Source organism: Streptomyces sp. SCSIO 30461 (genome assembly GCF_037023745.1).
Classification (GTDB): domain Bacteria; phylum Actinomycetota; class Actinomycetes; order Streptomycetales; family Streptomycetaceae; genus Streptomyces.
On the sequence record NZ_CP146101.1, the window covers coordinates 1,521,664 to 1,544,372 of the forward strand.

The 22,709-nt window shown below is 70.9% G+C and carries 23 protein-coding genes; 14 read left to right on the top strand and 9 right to left on the bottom strand.

Going from position 1 to position 22,709, the window contains the following annotated elements:
• Positions 1-93 precede the first annotated feature (93 nt).
• Positions 94-837, top strand: a complete 744-nt coding sequence (locus tag V1460_RS07005) for a hypothetical protein (protein ID WP_338672791.1) — start codon at positions 94-96, stop codon at positions 835-837.
• Positions 838-931: 94 nt separating this feature from the next.
• Here the strand turns inward: V1460_RS07005 and V1460_RS07010 are convergent, their stop codons facing one another.
• Together V1460_RS07010 and V1460_RS07015 are read right to left on the bottom strand one after the other, a co-directional pair.
• Positions 932-1,456 (bottom strand): hypothetical protein, encoded by a 525-nt coding sequence (locus tag V1460_RS07010; protein WP_338672792.1) that lies wholly within the window; start codon positions 1,454-1,456, stop codon positions 932-934.
• Between the two features lie 12 nt (positions 1,457-1,468).
• Entirely contained in the window at positions 1,469-2,584 is a 1,116-nt protein-coding gene (locus V1460_RS07015; protein WP_338672793.1) for a magnesium and cobalt transport protein CorA, read from the bottom strand.
• A gap of 479 nt (positions 2,585-3,063) precedes the next feature.
• Here V1460_RS07015 and V1460_RS07020 point away from each other — a divergent pair, with 479 nt between their 5' ends.
• The 4 genes from V1460_RS07020 to V1460_RS07035 all read left to right on the top strand — a co-directional run bounded on the left by V1460_RS07020 (position 3,064) and on the right by V1460_RS07035 (position 6,373).
• Positions 3,064-3,657 carry a suppressor of fused domain protein gene (locus V1460_RS07020; protein ID WP_338672794.1) on the top strand — a complete coding sequence of 198 codons (594 nt, stop codon included), beginning with the start codon at positions 3,064-3,066 and terminating at the stop codon, positions 3,655-3,657.
• 201 nt (positions 3,658-3,858) lie between these two features.
• Positions 3,859-4,497, top strand: a complete 639-nt coding sequence (locus V1460_RS07025) for a DUF6758 family protein (RefSeq protein ID WP_338672796.1) — start codon at positions 3,859-3,861, stop codon at positions 4,495-4,497.
• 189 nt (positions 4,498-4,686) lie between these two features.
• Positions 4,687-5,583, top strand: a complete 897-nt coding sequence (locus V1460_RS07030) for a PHP domain-containing protein (RefSeq protein WP_338672797.1) — start codon at positions 4,687-4,689, stop codon at positions 5,581-5,583.
• A gap of 184 nt (positions 5,584-5,767) precedes the next feature.
• The gene (locus V1460_RS07035; RefSeq protein ID WP_338672798.1) at positions 5,768-6,373 is read left to right on the top strand and encodes a MarC family protein; all 606 of its coding nucleotides are present in this window, start codon (positions 5,768-5,770) and stop codon (positions 6,371-6,373) included.
• A 107-nt stretch (positions 6,374-6,480) separates the two neighbouring features.
• On the opposite strand, the gene V1460_RS07040 is transcribed toward V1460_RS07035, so the two are convergent.
• Positions 6,481-6,633 (bottom strand): hypothetical protein, encoded by a 153-nt coding sequence (locus V1460_RS07040; RefSeq protein ID WP_338672799.1) that lies wholly within the window; start codon positions 6,631-6,633, stop codon positions 6,481-6,483.
• A 170-nt stretch (positions 6,634-6,803) separates the two neighbouring features.
• On the opposite strand from V1460_RS07040, the gene V1460_RS07045 reads away from it, so the two are divergent.
• Entirely contained in the window at positions 6,804-7,709 is a 906-nt protein-coding gene (locus V1460_RS07045; RefSeq protein ID WP_338677931.1) for an NYN domain-containing protein, read from the top strand.
• Between the two features lie 92 nt (positions 7,710-7,801).
• Here V1460_RS07045 and V1460_RS07050 read toward each other — a convergent pair whose 3' ends face one another.
• Positions 7,802-8,644, bottom strand: a complete 843-nt coding sequence (locus V1460_RS07050) for an alpha/beta hydrolase (RefSeq protein WP_338672800.1) — start codon at positions 8,642-8,644, stop codon at positions 7,802-7,804.
• 81 nt (positions 8,645-8,725) lie between these two features.
• Positions 8,726-10,396, bottom strand: coding sequence for a DEAD/DEAH box helicase (locus V1460_RS07055; RefSeq protein ID WP_338677932.1), 1,671 nt, complete (start codon positions 10,394-10,396; stop codon positions 8,726-8,728).
• Positions 10,397-10,874: 478 nt separating this feature from the next.
• On the opposite strand from V1460_RS07055, the gene V1460_RS07060 reads away from it, so the two are divergent.
• Complete coding sequence (locus tag V1460_RS07060; RefSeq protein ID WP_338672801.1) at positions 10,875-11,624, top strand: ferritin-like fold-containing protein; 750 nt, start codon at positions 10,875-10,877, stop codon at positions 11,622-11,624.
• Between the two features lie 164 nt (positions 11,625-11,788).
• On the opposite strand, the gene V1460_RS07065 is transcribed toward V1460_RS07060, so the two are convergent.
• From V1460_RS07065 to V1460_RS07080, 4 genes are all read right to left on the bottom strand, one after another.
• On the bottom strand, positions 11,789-12,061 hold the full coding sequence (locus V1460_RS07065; protein WP_338677933.1) for a hypothetical protein: 273 nt from the start codon (positions 12,059-12,061) through the stop codon (positions 11,789-11,791).
• Between the two features lie 188 nt (positions 12,062-12,249).
• Positions 12,250-12,477: a DUF3107 domain-containing protein gene (locus V1460_RS07070; RefSeq protein ID WP_338672803.1), complete on the bottom strand. Its 228-nt coding sequence runs from the start codon at positions 12,475-12,477 to the stop codon at positions 12,250-12,252.
• Positions 12,478-12,690: 213 nt separating this feature from the next.
• Positions 12,691-13,332: a TetR/AcrR family transcriptional regulator gene (locus V1460_RS07075; RefSeq protein ID WP_338672805.1), complete on the bottom strand. Its 642-nt coding sequence runs from the start codon at positions 13,330-13,332 to the stop codon at positions 12,691-12,693.
• 163 nt (positions 13,333-13,495) lie between these two features.
• Entirely contained in the window at positions 13,496-13,747 is a 252-nt protein-coding gene (locus tag V1460_RS07080) for a hypothetical protein (protein ID WP_338672806.1), read from the bottom strand.
• A 240-nt stretch (positions 13,748-13,987) separates the two neighbouring features.
• On the opposite strand from V1460_RS07080, the gene V1460_RS07085 reads away from it, so the two are divergent.
• From V1460_RS07085 to moeZ, 7 genes are all read left to right on the top strand, one after another.
• Positions 13,988-14,953: an alpha/beta hydrolase gene (locus V1460_RS07085; RefSeq protein ID WP_338672808.1), complete on the top strand. Its 966-nt coding sequence runs from the start codon at positions 13,988-13,990 to the stop codon at positions 14,951-14,953.
• An 8-nt stretch (positions 14,954-14,961) separates the two neighbouring features.
• The gene (locus tag V1460_RS07090) at positions 14,962-16,401 is read left to right on the top strand and encodes a DUF3152 domain-containing protein (RefSeq protein ID WP_338672810.1); all 1,440 of its coding nucleotides are present in this window, start codon (positions 14,962-14,964) and stop codon (positions 16,399-16,401) included.
• 255 nt (positions 16,402-16,656) lie between these two features.
• Positions 16,657-18,312 carry a GT4 family glycosyltransferase PelF gene (pelF, locus tag V1460_RS07095; protein WP_338672811.1) on the top strand — a complete coding sequence of 552 codons (1,656 nt, stop codon included), beginning with the start codon at positions 16,657-16,659 and terminating at the stop codon, positions 18,310-18,312.
• The gene (locus V1460_RS07100; RefSeq protein WP_338672812.1) at positions 18,305-19,492 is read left to right on the top strand and encodes a hypothetical protein; all 1,188 of its coding nucleotides are present in this window, start codon (positions 18,305-18,307) and stop codon (positions 19,490-19,492) included. The genes pelF and V1460_RS07100 overlap by 8 nt, the downstream gene beginning before the upstream one ends.
• Positions 19,493-19,678: 186 nt before the next feature.
• The gene (locus tag V1460_RS07105; RefSeq protein WP_338672813.1) at positions 19,679-20,650 is read left to right on the top strand and encodes an NAD-dependent epimerase/dehydratase family protein; all 972 of its coding nucleotides are present in this window, start codon (positions 19,679-19,681) and stop codon (positions 20,648-20,650) included.
• Complete coding sequence (locus tag V1460_RS07110; protein ID WP_338672814.1) at positions 20,638-21,384, top strand: spherulation-specific family 4 protein; 747 nt, start codon at positions 20,638-20,640, stop codon at positions 21,382-21,384. Before V1460_RS07105 ends, V1460_RS07110 begins: the two co-directional genes overlap by 13 nt.
• Positions 21,385-21,459: 75 nt before the next feature.
• Positions 21,460-22,638 carry an adenylyltransferase/sulfurtransferase MoeZ gene (gene moeZ / locus V1460_RS07115; protein ID WP_338672815.1) on the top strand — a complete coding sequence of 393 codons (1,179 nt, stop codon included), beginning with the start codon at positions 21,460-21,462 and terminating at the stop codon, positions 22,636-22,638.
• The last annotated feature ends 71 nt before the right edge of the window (positions 22,639-22,709 follow it).

Consider the following 22,709-nt stretch of genomic DNA (forward strand, 5'->3'; position numbering starts at 1 on the left):
AGCGGTCCGTCCGGCTCGCCCCCCGAGCGCTCGACAACCCCGGGTACGCTGCCCTCTTGCCACCCCACCACCAGGACGAGAGGCAGTGCGCACGTGACCGCTCTCCCCCCGGCTGCCGCAGCACGGGCCCGTCGGACGGCACTCTCCGCCGCACTCTGCGCGGGGATCACCGCGGCCCTCACCGCGGTCACCGGATGCGGCGAGGACCCGGACGCGGGCACGAACGGCGTCGGCAAGCTCGACGCCCCCGCCATCGAGGAGAGGGCCAAGGCGGCGGTGGACGGGGCGCAGTCGGTACGGCTCACCGGGACGCTGGTGTCCAAGGGCGGCACCTACAAGCTGAACATGCGGCTCAAGAAGGCCGGCGGCAGCGGGTCGGTCACGACGAAGAACTCGACGTTCGCGCTGCTGCGGGTCGGTGACGAGCTGTATCTGAAGGCCGACAGGGACTTCTGGAAGCAGGCGGGCGGAACGTCAGCGGAGAAGCTGGACGACAAGTACGTGAGGGTCCCGGAGGACGACCCCACGTACAAGCAGTTGCGCGGTTTCACCGAGATGGCCACCCTGCTGGACGGGGTCCTCGATCTGCACGGCCCGCTCAGCAAGGGCGCCTACGACACGGTGGGCGGCAGCCGCACCATCAAGGTCCTCGGCGGCGAGGGCAGCGGCGGCACGCTGGACGTGTCCCTCAAGGGCAGCCCGTATCCCCTGCGCTTCGCCCGCGCGGGCGGGGCGGGGGTGCTGACGCTGGCGGACTGGAACGAGGCGTTCGAGCTGACCGCGCCTGAGAAGGGGGAGAGCGTGGACTACGGCCGCGAGCTCCCGCGCACGAAGTAGCCCCCGAGCACCCGGCGGGCGAGGCCGCCGGCGGACAGGAGCTGCCTACGGGCATCCTGCGGGCAGGACCTGCGTGCGGGCCCCGCGAGTCCCGCTACCCCCGCTTGCCGCGGCGGAGCAGGAGGCGGGGGAGGCCCGGGGGGATGGGGTGGCGCGTGGTCGCCGACGTGGGCAGCGGGGGCGCGGCCAGGGACCCGTCCGGGTGCTCCGTGGAGGCCGTGCACGGCGACAGGCGCAGTACCCTGCACTCCCGTGCCCAGCGCTCCGTCATCGCCTCGCCGTCCGGCGCGTTCAGGCGCTTCCCCTTCAGTTCGCCCACCGCGGCCTCCCACTCATCGGACCCCGGCGCGAGCTCGCTCACCGCGGCGGTCCAGGCCACCAGTCGGCCGCCCTTGTCCTTGCTGCGCACGGTCACCTCGGCGGTGGAGCCCGCGGCGAGGCCGGGCAACGGCTGCTCGCCGTGCCCGTCGCCCACCACATGAGCCGCGCCGTCGTGCCACACGTGCCACAGTGCACGGGCGGGGCCGGTGCCACGGACCCAGATGAGGCCGGACTTCTTGGTGGCCTCTTCGACCAGGGCCTGGTCGGGCAGCGACAGCGGGGTAGCGGCGTCAGTCATGCGAGCAGCCTATTAGAGCCAGCCGTTGCGCTTCAGGGTGCGGTGAATGGTGAGACAGACTCCGACGATGCCGACGAGCACCATCGGGTAGCCGTAGCGCCAGTGCAGCTCCGGCATGTGGTCGAAGTTCATCCCGTAGACACCGCACACGGCCGTCGGGACGGCGACGATCGCCGCCCAGGACGTGATCTTGCGCATGTCCTCGTTCTGCGCGACCGTCGCCTGTGCCAGATTCGCCTGGAGGATCGAGTTCAGCAGCTCGTCGAACCCGATGACCTGCTCCTGAACCCGGGCCAGGTGGTCGGCCACATCGCGGAAGTACTTCTGGATGTCGGGGTCCACCAGCCGCATCGGCCGCTCGCTCAGCAGCTGCATGGGGCGCAGCAGCGGGGTCACCGCGCGCTTGAACTCCAGCACCTCGCGCTTGAGCTGGTAGATGCGCCCGGTGTCGGTGCCCCGGGTGCTCCCCTTGGCGGGTGCCGAGAAGACATCGCTCTCGATCTCGTCGATGTCGACCTGGACCGCGTCCGCCACCGCGATGTACCCGTCCACGACGTGGTCGGCGATGGCGTGCAGCACCGCCGACGGGCCCTTGGCGAGCAGCTCGGGGTCGTCCTGGAGCCGGTGCCGCAGATTGCGCAGCGAACCCTGCCCGCCGTGCCGCACGGTGATGACGAAGTCGGGCCCGGTGAAGCACATCACCTCGCCGGTCTCCACGACCTCGCTGTTGGCGGTCAGCTCGGCGTGCTCCACGTAGTGGATGGTCTTGAACACGGTGAAGAGGGTGTCGTCGTACCGCTCCAGCTTGGGGCGCTGATGGGCGTGCACGGCGTCCTCGACGGCCAGCGGGTGGAGACCGAACACCGCGGCGATTCCCGCGAACTCCTCCTCCGTCGGCTCGTGCAGCCCGATCCAGGCGAAGCCGCCGTCCTCGCGTACCCGCAGCATGGCCTGCTGCGGGGTGAGGCAGCTGCCGTCCTTCACCCGCTCGCCGTCACGGTAGACGGCGCAGTCCACGACGGCGCTGGAGGCGGATGGGTCGCGGGTGGTGTCGTAAGTGCTGTAGGCGCTGCTGGTCTTGCGCAGCGCGGGGCGGACCGCTTGACGCAGGTCGCGGATCATCGACATGGCAGGCTCCTTCACGGGAAGCCGCCGGTGCGTGACGTGGCACAGCCCGGAATGGGGACGTTTTCTGGATACGTCCGCAAAGCGGGCGGCACCGCGGGACGCGATGACGGCGTTCGCTACAGACAGTCAGGCAAGGGCGATGTGCTCTTCCGACGTGCGCGATGCCGTGGTGCGCGGCGCGAGAGTTCGACGGACCGGAGGGCTCAGTCGGCCCAGGGGTGCTGAAAGTCGGTCAGAAGACGAGGAAATGCGCGGAAGAGCGGTTGGTACTGCACGGTCGACTTCGATCCACCGCAGCCCCACCTCCTCCGGCCGGTCCCCCGTAGGGGATGACGTGTCGTCGGGAACGGTCGCTGATCTCCGGTCCTCGCGGAGGCGCCGTCACACACAGGTATTCCCGAACAGGCGGCCAAGCCTATCAGCCGACTGAGGGTCAATCTCTTCCTTTGCCCGTTCCCGATGAGATCTATGCTCGCGGGATGGGAGAAATTCTTGCTCTGGTCGAGGCCCGTCTGCTCACCGCGTTCGGAGAGCCGGACGCGCGTGCCGCGGTGACGTTCCTCGGCACGGACCGGATCGAGGTGCTCCGCTTCATCGACGGGGGCGGCGGAGGCGTCGTCCGGTACGCCACGCTGGGCATGTCGGCGCAACCCATGAACGACCCCAAGGACCTCCTCGCCGACCCGGTGAAGGGACCGCGCGCCGAGCTGCTGCTGTCGGTGCGGGGTGGGCTCGCCGACACCGACAAGGTGCTGCGGCCGCTTGCCGTGCTGGCCTCGTCGCCGCAGGTGGAAGGGGTGATCATGGCTCCGGGGAATTCCCTGGACGTCGGTGAGCCGCTCTGGCCGAACGCCTCGTTCAGTTCCGTGCTGGTCGCCGAGCCCGGAGGTCTGGTCGATGACCTGGAGCTGCCGGAGCCGATGGAGCCGGTGCGCTTCCTGCCGCTGCTGCCGATGACGCCGAACGAGGCGGCCTGGAAGCGGGTGCACGGGGCGGCCGCACTCCAGGAGCGGTGGCTGAAGCACGGCACGGATCTGCGGGACCCGCTGCGCGGACCGGTTTCGCTGACATGACGTCAGTCCTGGTGGAGCGGTCCATCCCAGGCGCGGGGTTCGGCCCGCTCCGTGCCGAGCGGGAGCCGTGAACGCGAGGCTGGGAGCGGTGAATCGTTGCATTGCGCATCTGGCTCTTGATGGTGAACCAGGGTGAAACCGTCGAACCGGACGGGTGATCGTCCTTGACGTGACGCCGGACGGGTAGGACCGTTGAGCGCTATGAGGGGCGAACCCAGTTGCCCGAAGTGCGGTGGCCGGGTCAGGGCGCCCGGTCTCTTCGCCGATACGTGGCAGTGCGACGTGCATGGTGCCGTGCAGCCGCTGCAACCGGTGATCCCGCCCAGTGTCGAAGCCCTCACCGTCGTCGTGGCCCGGGCCAAGGTGCCGGTGTGGATGCCCTGGCCACTGCCGGTCGGCTGGCTCTTCACCGGCGTCGCCTACGCGGGTGACGACCGCAGCGGAGGCCGCGCCGCCGCTGTCGCCTGCTCCGGTCCGGGACCGCTGGGTGGTGTGGGCGAGCTGCTGCTGGTCGCGGAGGAGCTCGGCGTCGGTCTCGGTGCCCGGTTCGCGGGGATCGACGGACCTGACCCGGGCCCCCGTATGACCGTCGACAAGCCACCCCAGGCCAAGGTGCTCGCCGCGGGCCGGCCGACCCCGCTCTGGCAGGTCGACGGTGTGCCCGAGGACCGCGCGGTCTTCGCGGGCGAGGCACTGGGGCTGTGGCTGTGGGCCGTCGTCTGGCCCGAGTCGACCGGGCTGCTGATGTACGACGAGTTGATACTCACCGATCTGCGGGACGCGGGCTCGGAGGTGGACCTGCTGCCGTGCGGGGCGCTGTCCCCGCGGCTCCTGCTGTAGCGGCTGCTGCGGCGGGCGTGCAGATGCAGGGGCGGTGGTGGTGTCGACTCGGGCGATCAGCGGTGCCGGATGCCGGCGGCCCCCGTCCGCCCTCGTCGGTCGCGGCCACCAGGGTGGTGCCCCGGGGGTGTAAGGCGCCCCGCTAGGATGGAACGTCCCCTTCCGACCCGAGCTCTGGAGCCATGCGTCGTGCGTATCGATCTGCACACCCACTCCACGGCCTCGGACGGTACGGACACCCCGGCCGAGCTCGTCCGGAACGCCGTCGCCGCCGGACTCGACGTCGTCGCGCTGACCGATCACGACACTGTCGCCGGGCACGCCGAGGCCATCGCCGCGCTCGCCGGGCAGAGCGCACCGCTCACCTTCGTCCCCGGAGCGGAGCTCTCCTGCCGGACCGACGGGGTGGGCCTGCACCTGCTGGCCTATCTCTTCGACCCCGATGAGCCCGAGCTCGCGCGCGAGCGTGAGCTGGTCAGGGACGACCGGGTGCCGCGGGCCAAGGCCATGGTCGCCAAGCTCCAGGAGCTGGGTGTGCCGGTCACCTGGGAGCAGGTGGCCCGTATCGCCGGGCACAGCGACGAGGCGGCAGGCAGGAAGTCCGTCGGCCGCCCCCATATCGCCTCCGCGCTCGTCGAACTGGGCGTCGTCCCGGACGTCTCCGCGGCCTTCACGCCCGACTGGCTGGCGAACGACGGGCGGGCCTACGTCGAGAAGCACGAGCTCGACCCCTTCGACGCCGTCCGCCTGGTCAAGGCCGCCGGGGGCGTGACGGTCTTCGCCCACCCACTGGCCGTCACCCGCGGTGAAGTGGTGCCCGAAGGCACCATTGCCCGGCTGGCGGAGGCGGGACTCGACGGCATAGAGGTCGACCACATGGACCACGACGAGCCGTCCCGTGCCCGGCTGCGCTCACTTGCCACCGAGCTCGGACTGCTCACCACCGGGTCCAGCGACTACCACGGCAGCCGCAAGACCTGTCGGCTCGGGGACTACACGACCGACCCGGAGATCTACGGCGAGATCACTCGCCGCGCCACCGGCGCCTTCCCTGTCCCGGGCACGGGCGGAACGCCCGCCCGCTGAGCACCGGCGCCGGTCTCCGGCGTTCCTCCGCATCCCCACTGATACGCGCTGATCCGCGCCTGCCGCAGATCCGGTACGCCCCGGCACGTACGCCGTGCCGGGGACCGGCTCGGCACACCAAGCCGCGGGACATCACGCGTTCACCGCACCCAGCACACCCACCACACCCCCGCAAGGCCTCACTGTGTTCGACCTCGCCGTCTTCGGCTCGCTCTTCCTCACCCTCTTCGTGATCATGGATCCCCCCGGGATCACCCCGATCTTCCTCGCCCTCACCTCAGGCCGCGCCACCAAGGTGCAGCGCCGGATGGCCTGGCAGGCCGTGGTGGTGGCGTTCGGCGTGATCACCGTGTTCGGCATCCTGGGCCAGCAGATCCTCGGATACCTCCATGTCTCCGTGCCCGCCCTGATGATCGCGGGTGGCCTGCTCCTGCTGCTGATCGCGCTGGACCTGCTCACCGGCAAGACCGACGAGCCCAAGCAGACCAAGGACGTCAACGTCGCGCTCGTGCCCCTCGGGATGCCGCTGCTGGCCGGTCCTGGCGCCATCGTCTCGGTGATCCTCGCGGTGCAGAACGCCTCCGGGACCGGGGAGCAGGTGGCCGTCTGGGCGGCGATCGTCGCGATGCATGTCGTGCTGTGGGTGACGCTGCGCTACTCGCTGCTCATCATTCGGCTCATCAAGGACGGCGGGGTCGTCCTGGTGACGCGGCTCGCCGGAATGATGCTCTCGGCGATCGCCGTGCAGCAGATCATCAACGGCATCACTCAGGTGATCCAGGGCTCTTAGGCCGTCCCGGCTGCCCGGAGCAGCACAACGCCCCCGCACGGAGGTGTCCGTGCGGGGGCGATTCTGCGTTCGGCCCACGGCCGGCGGCATCGGCGGCGCCGTGCGGATTATGAGGCCGTGCACTCGGCCGGCCGGATGTAGATCCGCTGGCCGATCGCGGCGGCCTGGAGGACCATCCGGTTGACGGAGGCTGCATCGACAACGGTGCTGTCCACGGCCGTGCCGTCGACGTCGTCCAGTCGCATGATCTCGAAGCGCATAAAGAGCTTCTCCCTTCTGTCCGTCCCAGTTCCACCCTTGCCAACAGGAGCAGAGCCGCAAACATTCCCTACGCTAAAGAAAATTTTTGGATGACTAACTACTCACCGGTATGGCACCTCATCCGCATCACAATGAGACCCATGAGATCCATGAGGCCCGTATGAACGACATGAGCGCCGACGATGAGCTCCAGCTCCGCAGCATCAGTGCCCGCATGGAGCGCACCAACGAGCTGCTCCAGCGCATGCTCGCCGAGGTCGCCAAGACCCCGTCCACCCATGCCATCTTCGTCGACGCCGGTTACGTCCATGCTTCCGCCGGGTTGCTGGTCGCGGGCACCGAGGACCGGCGCTCCTTCGACCTGGACGCGGAAGGGCTGATCGAGGCCTTCATCGACAAGGCCCGGACGATCTTCGCGGACAGCCGGTTGCTGAGGGTCTACTGGTACGACGGCGCCAGGCGCCGCATCCACACCGCCGAGCAGCAGTCCATCGCCGAACTTCCCGACGTGAAGGTCCGACTGGGCAACCTGAACGCCAACAACCAGCAGAAGGGCGTGGACTCCCTCATCCGGAGCGACCTGGAGTCATTGGCGCGGCACCGGGCGATCAGCGACGCGGCACTCGTCGGCGGAGACGAGGACCTGGTCTCCGCGGTCGAGGCGGCCCAGGGATACGGCGCGCGCGTGCACCTCTGGGGCATCGAGGCGGCCGAAGGCCGCAACCAGGCGGAGCCGCTGCTGTGGGAGGTCGACAGCCGGCGCACCTTCGACCTCGACTTCTGCCGCCCCTATGTGACCCGTCGACCGGTCACCACATACGAGGACGACACCCCCACCCCGTCCCGCGACGACGTGCGCTTCGTCGGTGCCCAGATAGCCGCCACCTGGCTCGCCGAGCGCGGCCGGGCGACGCTTCTGGAACTGCTTCCCGGGCACCCCTACCTGCCGGGTCCTGTGGACCAGGACCTGCTCGTAGAGGCCGAGAAACGGCTCCAGCACTCACTGCGCGGCCACGCCCACCTCAGGCGGGCCCTGCGGGACGGGTTCTGGCAACACCTCCAGAGCCAGCTCTGACGTCAGAGCCCGCCAGCCTCATCGGGTTCGTCGGGGCCTGGTCGGGCTGGTCCGGCTCCGGGGCGGGCTCAGGGCTCGTCGGGCCTTGAGCCTCAGTGCTCGTGCCAGAACCGCGCCAGAGCCGCGGCCGTCTCGGCGGGACGGTCGGTGTTCGGTGAGTGCTCGGCGCCCTCGACGACCGTGCGCCGCGCGCCGAGCCGTACCGCCATCTCGTCCAGCAGGGGCACAGGCCACGTGTCGTCGTGCTCACCGGAGACCACGTGCTTCGGCAGCGGCAAGGCGGCCAGATCGTCCACCCGGTCCGGCTCGACGGTCAGCTGATGGCCTGTGGCGAGCAGTTGGTACGGGTTGTGGCGTAGCCAGCGGTGCCGCAGATCCTCGCGGTCCCCGTTGAGCGCCGCCTCCTCCGGGGTGTCCATGGCCCGCATGGCATCCCAGATCTCGGCCATGGTCATGGCCGAGATGGCCTCGCTCAGCAGTTTCACCTTGTCACGCTGTTCGGCGGCGATCCGGGCCGGACCGGACGAGACCAGGGTCAGTGTGAGGAACGGCCGCGCGTCGCTGAGGACCGCGGCACGGGAGATCTGGCCGCCCAGCGAGTGGCCGACCAGATGGACCGGGCCGCCGACTGCCGCCGCCTGCGCCAGCACGTCCCGGGCCAGCTCGTCCTGGGCGTACGCCTCCTGGGACTGCGGTCCCTCGCTCTCGTACTGGCCACGGCCGTCGACTGCGATCGCGCGGTATCCGGCGGCGGTGAGCGGCTCCAGCATGGCGATGAAGTCCTCCTTGCTCCCGGTGTACCCGGGCAGGAGGAGCGCGGTGCCCCGGGGCGCGCCATCCGGCTGGGCGTCCAGCACGGCGAAACTGCCGCGCGAGGTCTCCAGCACGCGGGACCGGGCGCAGACGGGGGGCACGAAGGTGGGCGGACGGCTCATACAACGAGGTTACCGAGCAGTTGGGAAGAGCCCGTACCCAGGGGGTACGGGCTCTTCCGGACGTACTCGAGCGGACGGGACTCAGCTCTCGGGCTGGGCCACGGCCTTCGCACGGGTGCGGCGACGGCGCGGCTTGGCGGGCTCGGCCGCCGTCTCGTCCGCCGCCGTCTCGGCCGCGGCTGTCTCCGTCACGGGGGCGTCGGCGGCCACGACCTTGGCGGCAGTGGAGCGGGTGCGACGGCGGCGCGGCTTGGCGGGCTCGGGCGCCGTCTCGTCCGCGGCCGGCTCGGCCGGCGCCGCGGTGGTCTCCGGGACCTCGGCCGTCGCGGTGGCCCGGGTGCGGCGACGGCGCCGCGGGGTGCGCGGAGCCGCGCCCTCGTCCGCGTCGGACTGGCCCGGAGCGTCGGACGGTCCGGACGCCGCGGGTTCGACGGATTCCGCCGCCGTGCCCGCGGTCTCGTCCAGTGCCGAACCACCGCGTGTGCGCCGCCGCTGGCGCGGGGGACGCGTACGGGCCGGAACCTCCTCCTTCTTCGCCCGCCCTGAACGGCCGCGGCCGCCGGGCTCCCCGAGGTCTTCGATCTCCTCGGCGGCCAGACCGGCGCGGGTCCGCTCGGCCCGGGGCAGCACGCCCTTGGTGCCGGCGGGGATGCCCAGTTCCTCGAAGAGGTGCGGCGAAGTGGAGTACGTCTCGACCGGGTCGCTGAAGCCCAGGTCCAGTGCCTTGTTGATCAGCTGCCAGCGCGGGATGTCGTCCCAGTCGACAAGCGTCACGGCGGTACCGGACGCACCTGCGCGGCCGGTGCGGCCGATGCGGTGCAGGTAGGTCTTCTCGTCCTCGGGCGACTGGTAGTTGATCACATGGGTGACGCCCTCGACGTCGATGCCACGGGCGGCGACGTCGGTGCAGACGAGTACGTCGACCTTTCCGTTGCGGAAGGCGCGCAGTGCCTGCTCTCGGGCGCCTTGCCCCAAGTCGCCGTGGACGGCGCCGGAGGCGAAGCCGCGCCGCGACAGCTGGTCCGCGATGTCCGCTGCCGTACGCTTCGTGCGGCAGAAGATCATCGCGAGCCCGCGTCCCTCCGCCTGGAGGATGCGGGCGACCATCTCCGGCTTGTCCATCGAGTGAGCCCGGAAGACGCGCTGGGTGATGTTTGCGACGGTCGCGCCCTGGTCGTCGGGTGCGGTCGCGCGGATGTGGGTCGGCTGCGACATGTAGCGGCGGGCGAGGCCGATCACCGCGCCGGGCATGGTCGCCGAGAACAGCATGGTCTGGCGCTTGGCCGGCAGCAGCTGGATGATCTTCTCGACGTCGGGCAGGAAGCCGAGGTCGAGCATCTCGTCGGCCTCGTCCAGCACCAGCGCCTTGACCTTCGACAGGTTCAGCTTGCGCTGGCCCGCGAGGTCGAGCAGTCGGCCGGGGGTGCCGACGACCACGTCGACGCCCTTCTTGAGCGCTTCGACCTGCGGCTCGTAGGAACGCCCGCCGTAGATCGCGAGCACTCGGACGTTGCGTACCTTGCCGGCCGTCAGCAGGTCGTTGGTGACCTGCGTGCACAGCTCGCGGGTGGGCACCACCACCAGTGCCTGCGGGGTGTCCGTGAGATCCTCCGGCTTGGCCCGGCCCGCCTCGACGTCCACGGGCACGACGACCCGCTCAAGCAGCGGAAGGCCGAAGCCGAGGGTCTTGCCCGTGCCGGTCTTCGCCTGCCCGATCACGTCCGTGCCGGACAGTGCGACGGGGAGGGTCATCTCCTGGATGGGGAAGGGGGTGACGATGCCGACGGCCTCAAGGGCCTCGGCGGTCTCGGGGAAGATCCCGAGTTCCCGGAAAGTCATGATCTGCGTAGTCAGGGTGTTGCCTCTTCTGTGAGACGCGGCGTGAGGCGAACGCTGGGGGTCTTACCGCACCTTTGGTACTGGTGGCCCGGCCGTGGGTTGGCCGGAAGGCGCGGGACCACTGCCGTCGCTCGAGCGCTCATGCCGCTGAGGGCCCCTCGTGTGCGAAAGGATGCACAGAGGGCTGTCGGGTCGGAGCCGATCGGGCCACCGACCGGGCATCCTCATTCATAGGGCCCGTCCGCGTACGCGACTGTGCATACGCCACGGGCTCTCATAGCACTGTACCCCGGATTCGCGCATCTGTGTTGGGCGAATTCCGGCGAGCCATCTTGTGCCCGGTGCTGACCAGGGCCTTCACCCGACTGGTCGGCGGGCTATTGTGCGCTCCATGGAGACGTCAGACAACGCGACCGAGCCGGTGTCCGGCACCGACGAAGAACTCACCGGGATCGCCGCCCAGGACTGGGCCGCAGCCTCGACCGATCCCCAGTACCGCGCCGCGGTGGTGGATCTGCTGGGCGCGCTCGCCTACGGCGAACTGGCGGCTTTCGAGAGGCTCGCGGAGGACGCCAAGCTGGCGCCCACACTGGCCGACAAGGCGGAGCTGGCGAAGATGGCCTCGGCGGAGTTCCACCACTTCGAGCGGCTGCGGGACCGGCTGTCGGCGATCGAGACGGACCCGACCGCCGCCATGGAGCCTTTCGCTACCGCGCTGGACGAGTTCCACCGGCAGACCGCACCGTCGGACTGGTTGGAAGGGCTGGTCAAGGCATATGTCGGCGACTCGATCGCCAGTGACTTCTACCGCGAGGTCGCGGTGCGCCTGGACTCGGACACCCGTGGTCTGGTGCTGGCGGTCCTGGACGACACCGGGCACGGAAACTTCGCCGTGGAGAAGGTGCGTGCGGCCATCGAGGCGGATCCCCGGGTCGGTGGACGGCTCGCGCTGTGGGCGCGTCGGCTGATGGGCGAAGCGCTGTCCCAGGCGCAGCGGGTCGTCGCGGAGCGGGACGCGCTGTCGACCATGCTGGTGGGCGGGGTCGCGGGCGGTTTCGATCTGGCCGCGGTGGGCGAGATGTTCACCCGTATCACCAAGGCGCACACCAAGCGGATGGCCGCGCTGGGGCTGGCGGCGTAGCGGCGGCCGGCCTTGATGTCGCCCGAAGGTATTCGCAAGCGCATGAGCGGGCCATGCGGGCGGCTGACGCGCCGGGACTCGCGCGGGGGCGGGCTTCGTTCGGACGGTGCCCGCGGGCCGGCACTTCGGTCTTCGGGCGGACTGGACCTGCGGGTCGGCGGGGATCAGGCTGCGGCTGATCCCCGCCGCAGCCTGCGGCCCGAGGGGCGGACCAGCAGCGACAGGGTGACGCCCGCGACGAGCAGCGCGCCGATCAGGGTGGCGGGCTGATGGCCGGACCCGATCGCCGTATGCGTGAGATACGCCCCGAAGAGCGCGCCCAGCGCGCCGGTCCCGTACACCGCGCGCGGTGCGGGCAGCCGGTCGGAAAGCCATCGCACGGCGGCCCAGGACAGCACGATTCCGAGCAGTAGGGAGCCGAGAGCTTCCACGATCACCACGGGATCACCTCACGTGCACCGGCCCCCGCGAGCTCTCCCCGCCGAGGGGGAGATTCCAGGGGACCTCAGGGCATTTGCGGTCACAGCCCGTCCTACCCGAACCCGCCATGGCGCAACCCCCGCCGCAACAGGGGCATGGGAAGGGCCCGGCGCATTCCGCCGGGCCCTTCGAAAGCAAGTGTGGTTCAGAGCGCTCCGAAGCCGACGCGGCGCGCCGTCACCTCGCCGATCTCCACATAGGCGATCCGGTCGCCGGGCACGAGCACCTTGCGGCCCTTCTCGTCCAGCAGGCTGAGCAGCTGCGCCTTGCCGGACAGAGCGTCGGCCACGGCCTGCTCCACCTCCTCGGCGGTCTGACCGCTCTCCAGAACGATCTCCCGGGGCGCGTGCTGCACGCCGATCTTGACCTCCACGGCTTTGTCCCTCCGAACGGTCAGCTATGCGCGGTCAGCCGCGCCGTACGCTGCACACATTAGCCCGGTAAGGGGACCGGGTACGGCGCCCTCGCGCACGCCGGGAGCGAACACGGGTGCACCCGCGTGGAGGGACGAGCGCGCCGGACGGCGGTCCTGCGGCCGACTCGGCGTGCCGAGCCCGCGCTGTGGCCGGGCGAACCCGCGCCGTGGTCAGGCGGCCTCGCCGCCCTGGAGCGGGAAGCCGGCGATGCCCCGCCACGCCAACGAGGTCAGGAGCTGCACCGCCTGATCCCGGGGGATCGACGATCCGCTCGACAGCCAGTAGCGGGCGACCACCTGCGAGACGCCGCCGAGACCGACGGCCAGCAGCATGGACTCCTCCTCGGACAGTGCGGTGTCCTCCGCGATGACCTGCGAGATCGCCTCGGCGCATTGCAATGACACCCGCTCCACGCGCTCACGCACCGCGGGCTCGTTGGTGAGGTCCGACTCGAACACCAGACGGAATGCGCCGCCCTCGTCCTCCACATAGGCGAAGTACGCGTCCATGGTCGCCGCGACCCGCAGCTTGTTGTCCGACGTCGACGCGAGGGCACCCCTCACGGCCTGGAGCAGCGACTCGCAGTGCTGGTCGAGGAGCGCGAGGTAGAGCTCCAACTTCCCGGGGAAGTGCTGGTAGAGCACCGGCTTGCTGACACCGGCGCGCTCGGCGATGTCGTCCATGGCCGCCGAGTGGTACCCCTGGGCGACGAACACTTCCTGAGCCGCGCCCAGGAGCTGATTGCGTCGGGCACGGCGCGGCAGGCGGGTGCCTCGCGGGCGCGCCGCCTCTGTCTGCTCGATGGCTGTCACGCCGCCTCCCACGTTCGATGTACACGCACAGTGTCCTGTGCCGCGGCCACTGGCGCCGCGCCCGCCATCGTACTTTTCGGTAACCGTGGTGTGCGCGGTGCGAGCGCAGAATTTCACGTACCGGGCGCCCACGGAAGCCGGAACGGACCGGAAGCCGACCGAATCAGCGGTAGTCGTCCTCGTCCAAGGCGACCACTCGCGCCTGTTCTGCCGCGTCCGCCTCGTTGGCTGCGAACAGGCTGATCCTCGTCAGCGGGTCGTCCCGGCGCTGCTGCAGCTCCGTGTGCTGTTCCGCCGCGTCCGCCTCGGGGACCTCCTCATCGAGCCCCTCGAGGTCGGCGAATTCGTCAAGAGCGACCGCCTGGCCCTGGTCGTCCTCCGCGAAGGTGTCCGGGTCCGCCGGATCGACAGCCATCGGAATCCCTTCCTGTGCGTCCGGGGCAGCAGGGGGCGGGGTGCGTGCCCTGTTTATAGATACGAGCGTAGGAGTTCCTCCTGCTCGGCGCTACGCGGTGGAGTGTGCCGTTTCGGTGTCGATCCGGAGTGCGGGAGGTCCCGGCCCATCCGGAGGTCGGTCCCGGGGGCGGGTGGGGGAGCCGGGGCGTGTGACGGCGAACACAGCATCGGTGGCGTGATCGTCTCGTAACATTGCCCCATGTCTTCGACCGAGTTGCCGGGTTCCCGTGCCTCCGCACCGGCTTCTCCGCGGATCCGCGAAGTGCGGGTCGCGGCGGGTGAGGAGCTGCGCTCCGTCGCCCTGCCCGGTCTGACGCTCACCGTGCGTACGCGCCCCCCGGCAGCCGCCGGACTGCCACGCGCGCTGTACGTGCACGGTCTCGGCGGCTCGTCCCAGAACTGGTCCGCACTGATGGAGCGGCTCGAAGGGCGGGTGGACGGCGAGGCGGTCGACCTGCCCGGATTCGGCGACTCCCCGCCACCGGACGACGGAAACTACTCCGTCACGGGGCATGCCCGCTCGGTCATCCGGTTGCTGGACGCCTCCGGGCGCGGTCCGGTGCACCTGCTCGGGAACTCGCTGGGCGGCGCGATCTGCACTCGTGTCGCCGCCGTCCGCCCCGACCTCGTCCGCACGCTCACCCTCGTCTCGCCCGCGCTCCCGGAGCTGCGCGCCCAGCGCGCCACCTGGCCCACGGCGGCGCTCGCGCTGCCCGGTGCGGCCCGGCTGTTCAGCCGTGTGACGAAGCACTGGACCCCGGAGATGCGGGTCCGCGGAGTGACGGCGCTCTGCTACGGGGATCCGGGCCGGGTGACCGACCAGGGCTTCCGGCATGCCGTCGAGGAGATGGAGCGACGGCTCGAACTCCCGTACTTCTGGGACGCGATGGCACGCTCGGCCCGCGGCCTCGTGGACGCCTATACGCTCGGCGGGCAGCACGGACTGTGGCGGCAGGCCGAACGGGTCCTCGCACCGACGCTCCTCGTCTACGGGTGCCGGGACCAGCTCGTCTCGTACCGGATGGCACGCAAGGCGGCCGCGGCGTTCCGCGACTCCCGACTGCTGACCCTGCCGGACGCCGGGCACGTCGCCATGATGGAGTACCCGGAGACCGTGGGGGCGGCCGTCAGGTCATTTCTGGACGACAACAGCGGTAGGAGCTGATCCGGGGCGTGGGACGACACAGTCGCAAGGGCCCCGCGCCCAAGGCCGCCGACGGCGGTGTCGCGGGGCCCGCCCCGGCGGCGAGCGGGGTCGAGGGCGGGAGCGGGCCGTACGGGGGGCGGGACACGTATCCGACCCCGGCCCACGGGACTTCGGCGTACGGTATGCCCGCCCACGGGACTCCGGCGTACGACACCCCGACCCACGGAACACCGGTGCACGGCACACGGGCCGACGGAACCCCGGCGCATGGTTCCCCCCAGGTGCGCGGCGGCCATCCGGAGCAGCGTGAGCCGGGCGGCGCCTGGGGCGCGCCGCAGGGCGGCTCCCGGTACGGCGACTGGCGGGGTGTCCCTCGCGGGCAGACGGCCACCATGACGGGCGGGCAACCGGTCGTGGGTCCATCCGGCTCCGTGCGGAAGGGCCAGCCCATCGGCGCCGGAGCGCGGATCCCCGGTCCGCGGCGGGAGTTCGTCGAGGCGTTCGACGCTCCGAGCGCGCCGGGTGCGCCGCCCTTCGCCCCTGGTGTCCCGGGTGCGAGGGGCGCCACGGAGGCGTCCGAGCTCGGGAAGCAGACGGCTCCTGACGGAGTATCGGATGACGAAACGGCCGCGAGGCCGGCCGGCAAGAGCATCAAGGGCCGCACGGTCACCGGCATCGCCGCTGCGGCCGTGACCACCGTCCTCGCGGTCGTCGTCGCGGGCCAGGTCACGGGCGATGGCGCGGCCGAGTCCGATGCGCGGGCAGCGGGGGAAGCGGACCGGGGCAGCGCGGACGGCTCCGCGTCCCGCTCCGACAGCAGGCCCATCCCGCAGCGGCAGGCTCCCCGGGCGCCGGCCGCCCCACTCGGCTACGCGCAGCTGATGGCCAAGCAGTTCGAGCTCGACCCCGAGCTCAAGGGGCCGGGCGACTTCGCGGCGGTGCCCGGCTTCGACAAGGCCCCGGGCAGCGGCAGGAAGATCCGCTACCGGATCGATGTCGAGAAGGGCATCGGCCTGGACGGTGCGCTCTTCGCAAAGGCCGTCCAGCAGACGCTCAACGACAAACGGAGCTGGGCCCACGACGGGGACATGACGTTCGAGCGCATCTCTTCCGGGGATCCTCAGTTCGTGATCACCCTCGCCAGCCCGGGTACCACCGGGGTCTGGTGTGCCAAGTCCGATCTGGACACCACCGTCGGCAACGTCTCATGCAACTCCGACAGGACGGAACGCGTGATGATCAATGCCTACCGCTGGGCCCAGGGTTCCCCGACCTACGGGCCCGAGGCCATGCTCGCGTACCGCCAGATGTTGATCAACCACGAGGTCGGCCACCGGCTCGGACACGGCCATGTGGACTGCAGGACGCCCGGCGCCCTGGCGCCCGTGATGCAGCAGCAGACCAAGTCGCTCGCCGTCGACGGAGTGCGATGCCGTCCCAATCCCTGGGTCTACCCCGGCGACTGACGCGCCGCGGCGCGCCGGGCGACGCGAAGTCGGCCGGCGGCGCGAGGCCGTTGCCGGGGTGTCGTTCGTAGCGCTATCGAACGCCGCGGGCCCGGGAAAGTTACGTGTATTCACCCCTTCCGGTGGCGCGATGGACAACCGTCCGTCGCGCCACTGTCTTGTCCGCATAACGTCGTCCCGCCGCCAGGCCGCGACAGCACGCCCGGCCGGTGTGACCGACAGCGGCTGTCCACAAAAGGGATCGGGGGTGTAGTCGTGCGGATCGGATTGCTCACGGAGGGTGGCTATCCATATGTGACGGGTGAGTGCAGGCTCTGGTGTGACCGGCTCGTGCGTGGGCTCACGCAGCACGAATTCGATGTCTACGCCCTGAGCCGCAGCGCCGAACAGGAAGACGCCGGCTGGGTCCAGCTGCCGCCGCAGGTCGAGCGGGTGCGCACGGCACCGCTCTGGGCGCCGGAGGACGACGGCCGCAGCCACGGGCGGCGCGCGCGCAGGCGGTTCGCCGAGCATTTCGGGGAGTTGGCCGGCGGGATCTGCGGCGGCGACCGACACCGCTTCGCCGATGGCCTCTACGGACTCGCGGAGCTGGCGCGGGAGCGGGGGGGACTCCACACCGCCCTTCGGTCCGAACTCGCCGTACGTGCCATGGAATCGGCCTGCCGCGCTCCTGGCGCCGTCCGCGCGGCGCACACCGCCACGGTGCCCGACTTCCTGGCCTTCGCCGACCACCTGGAGCGGGCTCTGCGTCCGTTGAGCCTCGACTGGTACGGGAGTGACTCGCTCGGGGCGGTCGACCTCTGCCACGCCACGACCGGCGGAGCCGGGGCGCTGCCCGGTCTGCTGGCCAAACGCTTCTTCGGTGTGCCGCTGCTGGTCACGGAGTACGGCGTACAACTGCGCGCGCACTATCTGGCGGTGGCCGGAAGCGGGGCCGGAGGCGAGGGCGCGGCGGCACCCGTGCGCGCCCTTCTGGCGCGCTTCCACGGGCTGCTGGCCAAAGAGGTGTACCGCGAGGCGGCTCTCATCACCCCCGGCAACACGCACGCCCGACGGTGGCAGGAACGCTGTGGAGCCGATCCCGCGCGACTGCGCACGGTCTATCCGGGGATGGACGCCGACCGCTTCACCGAGGTGGGCGAAGGCGAGTTCTGCGGCGACCCGCGCACCCTCGTCTGGGTCGGCAGGATCGAACCCGCCAAAGACCTGGTCGCGTTGCTGCACGCCTTCGCGCAGGTGCGCAGAGCGGAGCCGGACACCCGGCTGCGGATCCTGGCCGCGTCGGTGCGAGGGCCCGAAGGACCCGCCTACCTCGCGCACTGCCGGGCCCTGGCCGCTCAGCTGTTTCCCGACGAGGCAGCCGGTGCGCACGCCGTCGGCGACAACCCCGTCTCGTTCGAGGAGATCGGCGGACCCGAGGCGCCTGAGCTCGCCGACGCCTATGCCGCGGGTGCCGTCGTCGTCCTGTCGAGCGTGGTCGAAGGCTTCCCCGTCAGCCTGGTCGAAGCGATGTTCTGCGGGTGCGCCACCGTGTCCACGGACGCCGGAGCCGTCGTCGAGGTCATCGGCGGTACCGGGCTCGTGGTGCCCCCGCGCAACCCGAAGGCACTGGCGGACGCCTGTGTCGCGCTGCTGCGCGACCCCGAGCGCCGCGCCCGGCTCGGGGCGGCGGCACGGGCCAGGGCCACCGAGCTCTTCACCGTCGAGCAGAACCTCGCCGCGTTCCGCGGCATCTATCTGGAGCTCCTGTCCCACAGCTGCCCGCACCGCGACACGGATTCCCCTTCCCTCCCCTTCAGCACCCCCGCCGAGGCCCATGTACCGGGCCACTGGACCGGGGCCCGCGCCCGTCCCTCGTGGGCGGACGGCGCCCTGGCCGACGCGGTCACCGCAGGAGCCCCCGATGCCTGACACCACCGCAGATCTCCCGGCGAGCCCGGCGATCGATACCACCGTGACCCACGAGGCGCCCCTTGGGCAGACCACCGCGGGTGTCCCCGCCGCTGCCCGCCGGGGCCCCGTCGACCCCGTGAAGACGCTGATGCACCGGCATCGCGAGCTGTGCGCACGGGCCGTCGACTCGCTGGAGATCGCGGCCGGACTCGAAGCACACGGGCTGACCGACCGCACCGCTGCCCGGTTCCGGCACCGGGACGTGTTCTCGTTGGCCGAGGAGATGTACGCCCGGGTGCCCCGTGGTGAGCCCGCCATCACCTCCCGATCCGCTGCCGTCGGGGCAGCGGGGTGGGTAGGGCCGGTTGAGACCGCGCCTGGGGCGGCGTCACTGCTCCCCGCGCTGCTGCCGGGCGCCGTCGCCATCGCCGGGGTGACCGCCCTTGACCTCGGCAGCGGCCTGATACGCGTCAGCGTGGCGGCAGGCGCGACGCTGGCGCTGGCTGCGGCACTGGTCGGCAGCCTCCGGCGCGGCCCGCTGCGGGCGCCCGGTCGCGCGGCGCGCTTCGGCAGGCTCTGGGTGGGCCTGCTGCTCGCCTTCTCCGTGGCGGGCGGTGGACTCCTGGCGCGCTTCGCCGGTGGCAGGGTCCACTCGATGGAGGTCGGTGACCTCTGGCAGCCGACGGTGGGCCTGCTGCTGTCCCTCGCCCTCGCGGTCGCCCCCGCGGCGCTCAGCGCCTGGCTGTTCGCCCGTGCGGCGCGCAGCAGGCTGGGTGGCAGCCGTGGCCTTGAGGACTTCGCCGCCGGGGTGCGGCCTCTAGTGCTGGCGGTCGTCGCGCTCTACGCGATCGCGCTGACCGCCCTGGTGGCACTCGTCGGACTCGTCCAGCCGGTGCCCGCGGTGGCCGCCGTCGCCCTGGGCCTGCTGCTCTTTCTGGCGCGGCTTCTCACGGTCCATGGCTTCGCCCGGTCCGCCTGCATGGGCCTCGCGGCCGCCGCTGCCGCGGAAGTCCTCGCGCTGGCCTGTGTGCTCGTCGGCCGACTGCCCGGGTGCGGCGCTCTGGCCCGGCCCGTGGAGTCCGCCGTGCTCGCCTGGGGACCGGGAGCCGTTCCGGCGCTCGCCTGCGGAGCGGCAGCGCTCGGCCTGCTGTTCCATGCCACCGCGGCGCTGTCCCGGGCGTCCGCGCACACCCCCTGACTCTCCGGTGGGCCTTCCCGGGCCCACCGGAGCCCCCCCACACACACAACACCCGCGGGGCCGACGCCGCGGGCGTACCGGAAGAACCATCGAGCAACATCCTGAGGAGACGCACGACATGAACCCGTCCCATCCAGCACCGGCCGTCCTGGCCCGAGTGGCCCGTCGGCAGCGGGGAGCCACGCGATGAGGGTGCTGCTGCTCGGAGCCAATGGATTCCTCGGCCGTTTCGTCGCCGAACGGCTGCTGGCCGACCCTGCCGTGCACCTCACGGCTCTGGGGCGAGGTGACGACGCCGACGTACGCTTCGACCTCGCGGGGGGCAGCCCGGGGGCGCTCACCCGCTTCCTGGACGCTGTCCATCCCGGAGTGGTGATCAACTGTGCCGGAGCGACCCGTGGCGGAGCCCGCGATCTCACCCGGCACAACACCGTGGCCGTCGCCACCGTCTGCGAGGCCCTTCGCCGCAGCGGCTGCGGCGCCCGCCTCGTGCAGCTCGGTTGCGCGTCCGAGTACGGACCGTCGCAGGCCGGCTCGTCCACGGCCGAGGACGCGGTACCGCGGCCGGGTGGCCCCTACGGAGTCTCCAAGCTGGCTGCGACCGAGCTGGTGTTGGGCTCCGGACTGGACGCGGTCGTGCTGCGGGTGTTCTCGCCGGTGGGACCCGGCACGCCCGCCGGATCCCCGCTGGGACGCCTCGCTGAGGCAATGCGCCGAGCCATGCAGTCCGGCGACGGAGAGCTGAAGCTGAGCGGCCTCGGCGTGCAGCGTGACTTCGTGGACGTACGGGATGTGGCCCGTGCCGTGCACGCCGCCTCACTCTCCGCGGCACAGGGTGTCGTGAACATCGGTACCGGCCGTGCCGTGCGGCTGAGGGACGCCGCCACCGTGCTCGCCCGGGTCGCCGGATTCACCGGGGCGCTCCATGAGGTGGACGCGCTTCCCGCGCGTTCCGGCCACGGTCACATCGGTGCACCGCGCGGCCCCGAGAGCCTCGCCGAGCAACTCGGCGCCACCCCCTTCCCTTACCCCGACGGCTGCGGAAGCTGGCAGCAGGCGGATGTGCGCACGGCTCGCGACCGGCTCGGCTGGCGGCCCCGGATCAACCTGGAGGAGTCACTTGCGGACATCTGGATGGAGGCGGCGTGCCGTATCTGACGTCCACGGGTCCCGTGCTCTCCGCACCCGACGCGGACCGACTCGGTTTCGGCGTCCCCGGCTATGCGCATCCGCTGGTGGCCCCCGTGGAATGGGCCGAGCTGACCCGGCCCGGAACTCCGCTGCACTGGGCGGTGCTCAATGTGTCCGGCGGCGGCCCCGGCATCCAGCCGGACCCGCACTGCTTGGAGGCCGCGGGGCGGCTGAACAACGCCGGGAGCCGGGTGCTGGGCCATCTCGACCTGGCCCATGGCACCCGCCCATTCGCCGAGCTCATCACCGACGCCCAGCGCTACCTCGACTGGTACCGGGTCCGTGGCTTCCTGCTGGGCCGCTGCCCGGTGGACCGGGTGGATCTGCCCGGCGTGCGGCGTCTGACGGCCACCCTCCACGCCCTTCTCGACGGAGGACACCTGGTCCTCGGCCAGGGCACGCACCCCCATCCGGGCTACGCGGAGGTCGCCGACCAACTCGTCACCTTCTCCGGACCCTGGGCCGACTACCGCTGGTCACAGGTCGCGGAGTGGACAGCGGACCATCCGCCCGAGCGGTTCGTGCATTTCGTCCACGGGGTGCCGCGGACGCATCTGGAGGAGGCCATGCGTATCGCCCGCTGGCAGGGAGCGGGCACGATCTTCTTCACCGACCGCACGGGGCGAACCGGGGCGTTTGACTCCTTGCCCGGCTACTGGGACGAAATTGTCTCGCGTATTGGACCGGGTGTCTCGGAATGAGAAGACGCATGGCACTGTTACAGCGAGAACAACCGTCCTGACGTAACGACCACCAGCTGTATTGATGAGGTCTCCGTGTCGCTGCCACCCCTGGTCGAGCCGGCTGCCGAGCTCACCGTAGACGAGGTCCGCAGGTACTCCCGCCACCTGATCATCCCGGACGTCGGGATGGAGGGGCAGAAGCGCCTCAAGAACGCCAGGGTGCTCTGCGTGGGCGCGGGCGGGCTCGGTTCCCCGGCGCTCATGTACCTGGCAGCGGCCGGGGTCGGCACCCTCGGAATCGTTGAGTTCGACGAGGTGGACGAGTCGAACTTGCAGCGCCAGATCATCCACAGCCAGTCGGACATCGGCCGTTCCAAGGCCGAGTCGGCGCGTGACAGCGTCAAGGGCATCAACCCGTATGTGAACGTGGTCCTGCACGAGGAACGGCTTGAGGCCGAGAACGTGATGGACATCTTCAGCCAGTACGACCTGATCGTCGACGGTACGGACAATTTCGCCACCCGCTATCTGGTGAACGACGCCTGCGTGCTGCTCGGCAAGCCTTACGTGTGGGGTTCGATCTACCGTTTCGATGGTCAGGCCTCCGTCTTCTGGTCCGAGCACGGCCCCTGCTACCGCTGCCTCTACCCGGAGCCGCCGCCGCCGGGGATGGTGCCCTCCTGCGCCGAAGGCGGCGTGTTGGGCGTGCTCTGCGCGTCCATCGGGTCCATCCAGGTGAACGAGGCGATCAAGCTGCTCGCCGGTATCGGCGAGCCGCTGGTCGGCCGGTTGATGATCTACGACGCACTGGAGATGCAGTACCGCCAGGTGAAGGTCCGCAAGGACCCGAACTGCGCGGTGTGCGGGGAGAATCCGACCGTCACCGAACTCATCGACTACGAGGCCTTCTGCGGCGTCGTGTCGGAGGAGGCCCAGGAAGCGGCGCTCGGCTCGACGATCACTCCGAAGCAGCTCAAGGAGTGGATCGACGACGGCGAGAACATCGACATCATCGACGTTCGTGAGCCGAACGAGTTCGAGATCGTCTCCATCCCCGGGGCGCGGCTCATCCCCAAGAACGAGTTCCTGATGGGCAATGCCCTCCAGGGGCTGCCGCAGGACAAGAAGATCGTCCTGCACTGCAAGACGGGCGTCCGCAGTGCGGAAGTCCTCGCCGTGCTCAAGTCGGCGGGCTTCGCGGACGCGGTGCACGTCGGCGGCGGTGTGATCGGCTGGGTCAACCAGATCGAGCCGCAGAAGCCGATCTACTAGGGCGTGTTGCGAAAGTAGCTCCGTCCGCCCGCAGGGCGGGGCCTGTGGCGTCTGGTGCGTGCGATCGCAAG

Excerpts from the sequence above, each read along its gene's own strand:
- V1460_RS07010 (WP_338672792.1), bottom strand. The coding sequence starts at position 1,456 with ATGACTGACGCCGCTACCCCGCTGTCGCTGCCCGACCAGGCCCTGGTC.
- V1460_RS07015 (WP_338672793.1), bottom strand. The coding sequence starts at position 2,584 with ATGTCGATGATCCGCGACCTGCGTCAAGCGGTCCGCCCCGCGCTGCGC.
- V1460_RS07020 (WP_338672794.1), top strand. The coding sequence starts at position 3,064 with ATGGGAGAAATTCTTGCTCTGGTCGAGGCCCGTCTGCTCACCGCGTTC.
- V1460_RS07025 (WP_338672796.1), top strand. The coding sequence starts at position 3,859 with ATGAGGGGCGAACCCAGTTGCCCGAAGTGCGGTGGCCGGGTCAGGGCG.
- V1460_RS07040 (WP_338672799.1), bottom strand. The coding sequence starts at position 6,633 with ATGCGCTTCGAGATCATGCGACTGGACGACGTCGACGGCACGGCCGTG.
- V1460_RS07045 (WP_338677931.1), top strand. The coding sequence starts at position 6,804 with ATGAGCGCCGACGATGAGCTCCAGCTCCGCAGCATCAGTGCCCGCATG.
- V1460_RS07050 (WP_338672800.1), bottom strand. The coding sequence starts at position 8,644 with ATGAGCCGTCCGCCCACCTTCGTGCCCCCCGTCTGCGCCCGGTCCCGC.
- V1460_RS07055 (WP_338677932.1), bottom strand. The coding sequence starts at position 10,396 with ATGACCCTCCCCGTCGCACTGTCCGGCACGGACGTGATCGGGCAGGCG.
- V1460_RS07060 (WP_338672801.1), top strand. The coding sequence starts at position 10,875 with ATGGAGACGTCAGACAACGCGACCGAGCCGGTGTCCGGCACCGACGAA.
- V1460_RS07080 (WP_338672806.1), bottom strand. The coding sequence starts at position 13,747 with ATGGCTGTCGATCCGGCGGACCCGGACACCTTCGCGGAGGACGACCAG.
- V1460_RS07085 (WP_338672808.1), top strand. The coding sequence starts at position 13,988 with ATGTCTTCGACCGAGTTGCCGGGTTCCCGTGCCTCCGCACCGGCTTCT.
- V1460_RS07100 (WP_338672812.1), top strand. The coding sequence starts at position 18,305 with ATGCCTGACACCACCGCAGATCTCCCGGCGAGCCCGGCGATCGATACC.
- V1460_RS07105 (WP_338672813.1), top strand. The coding sequence starts at position 19,679 with ATGAGGGTGCTGCTGCTCGGAGCCAATGGATTCCTCGGCCGTTTCGTC.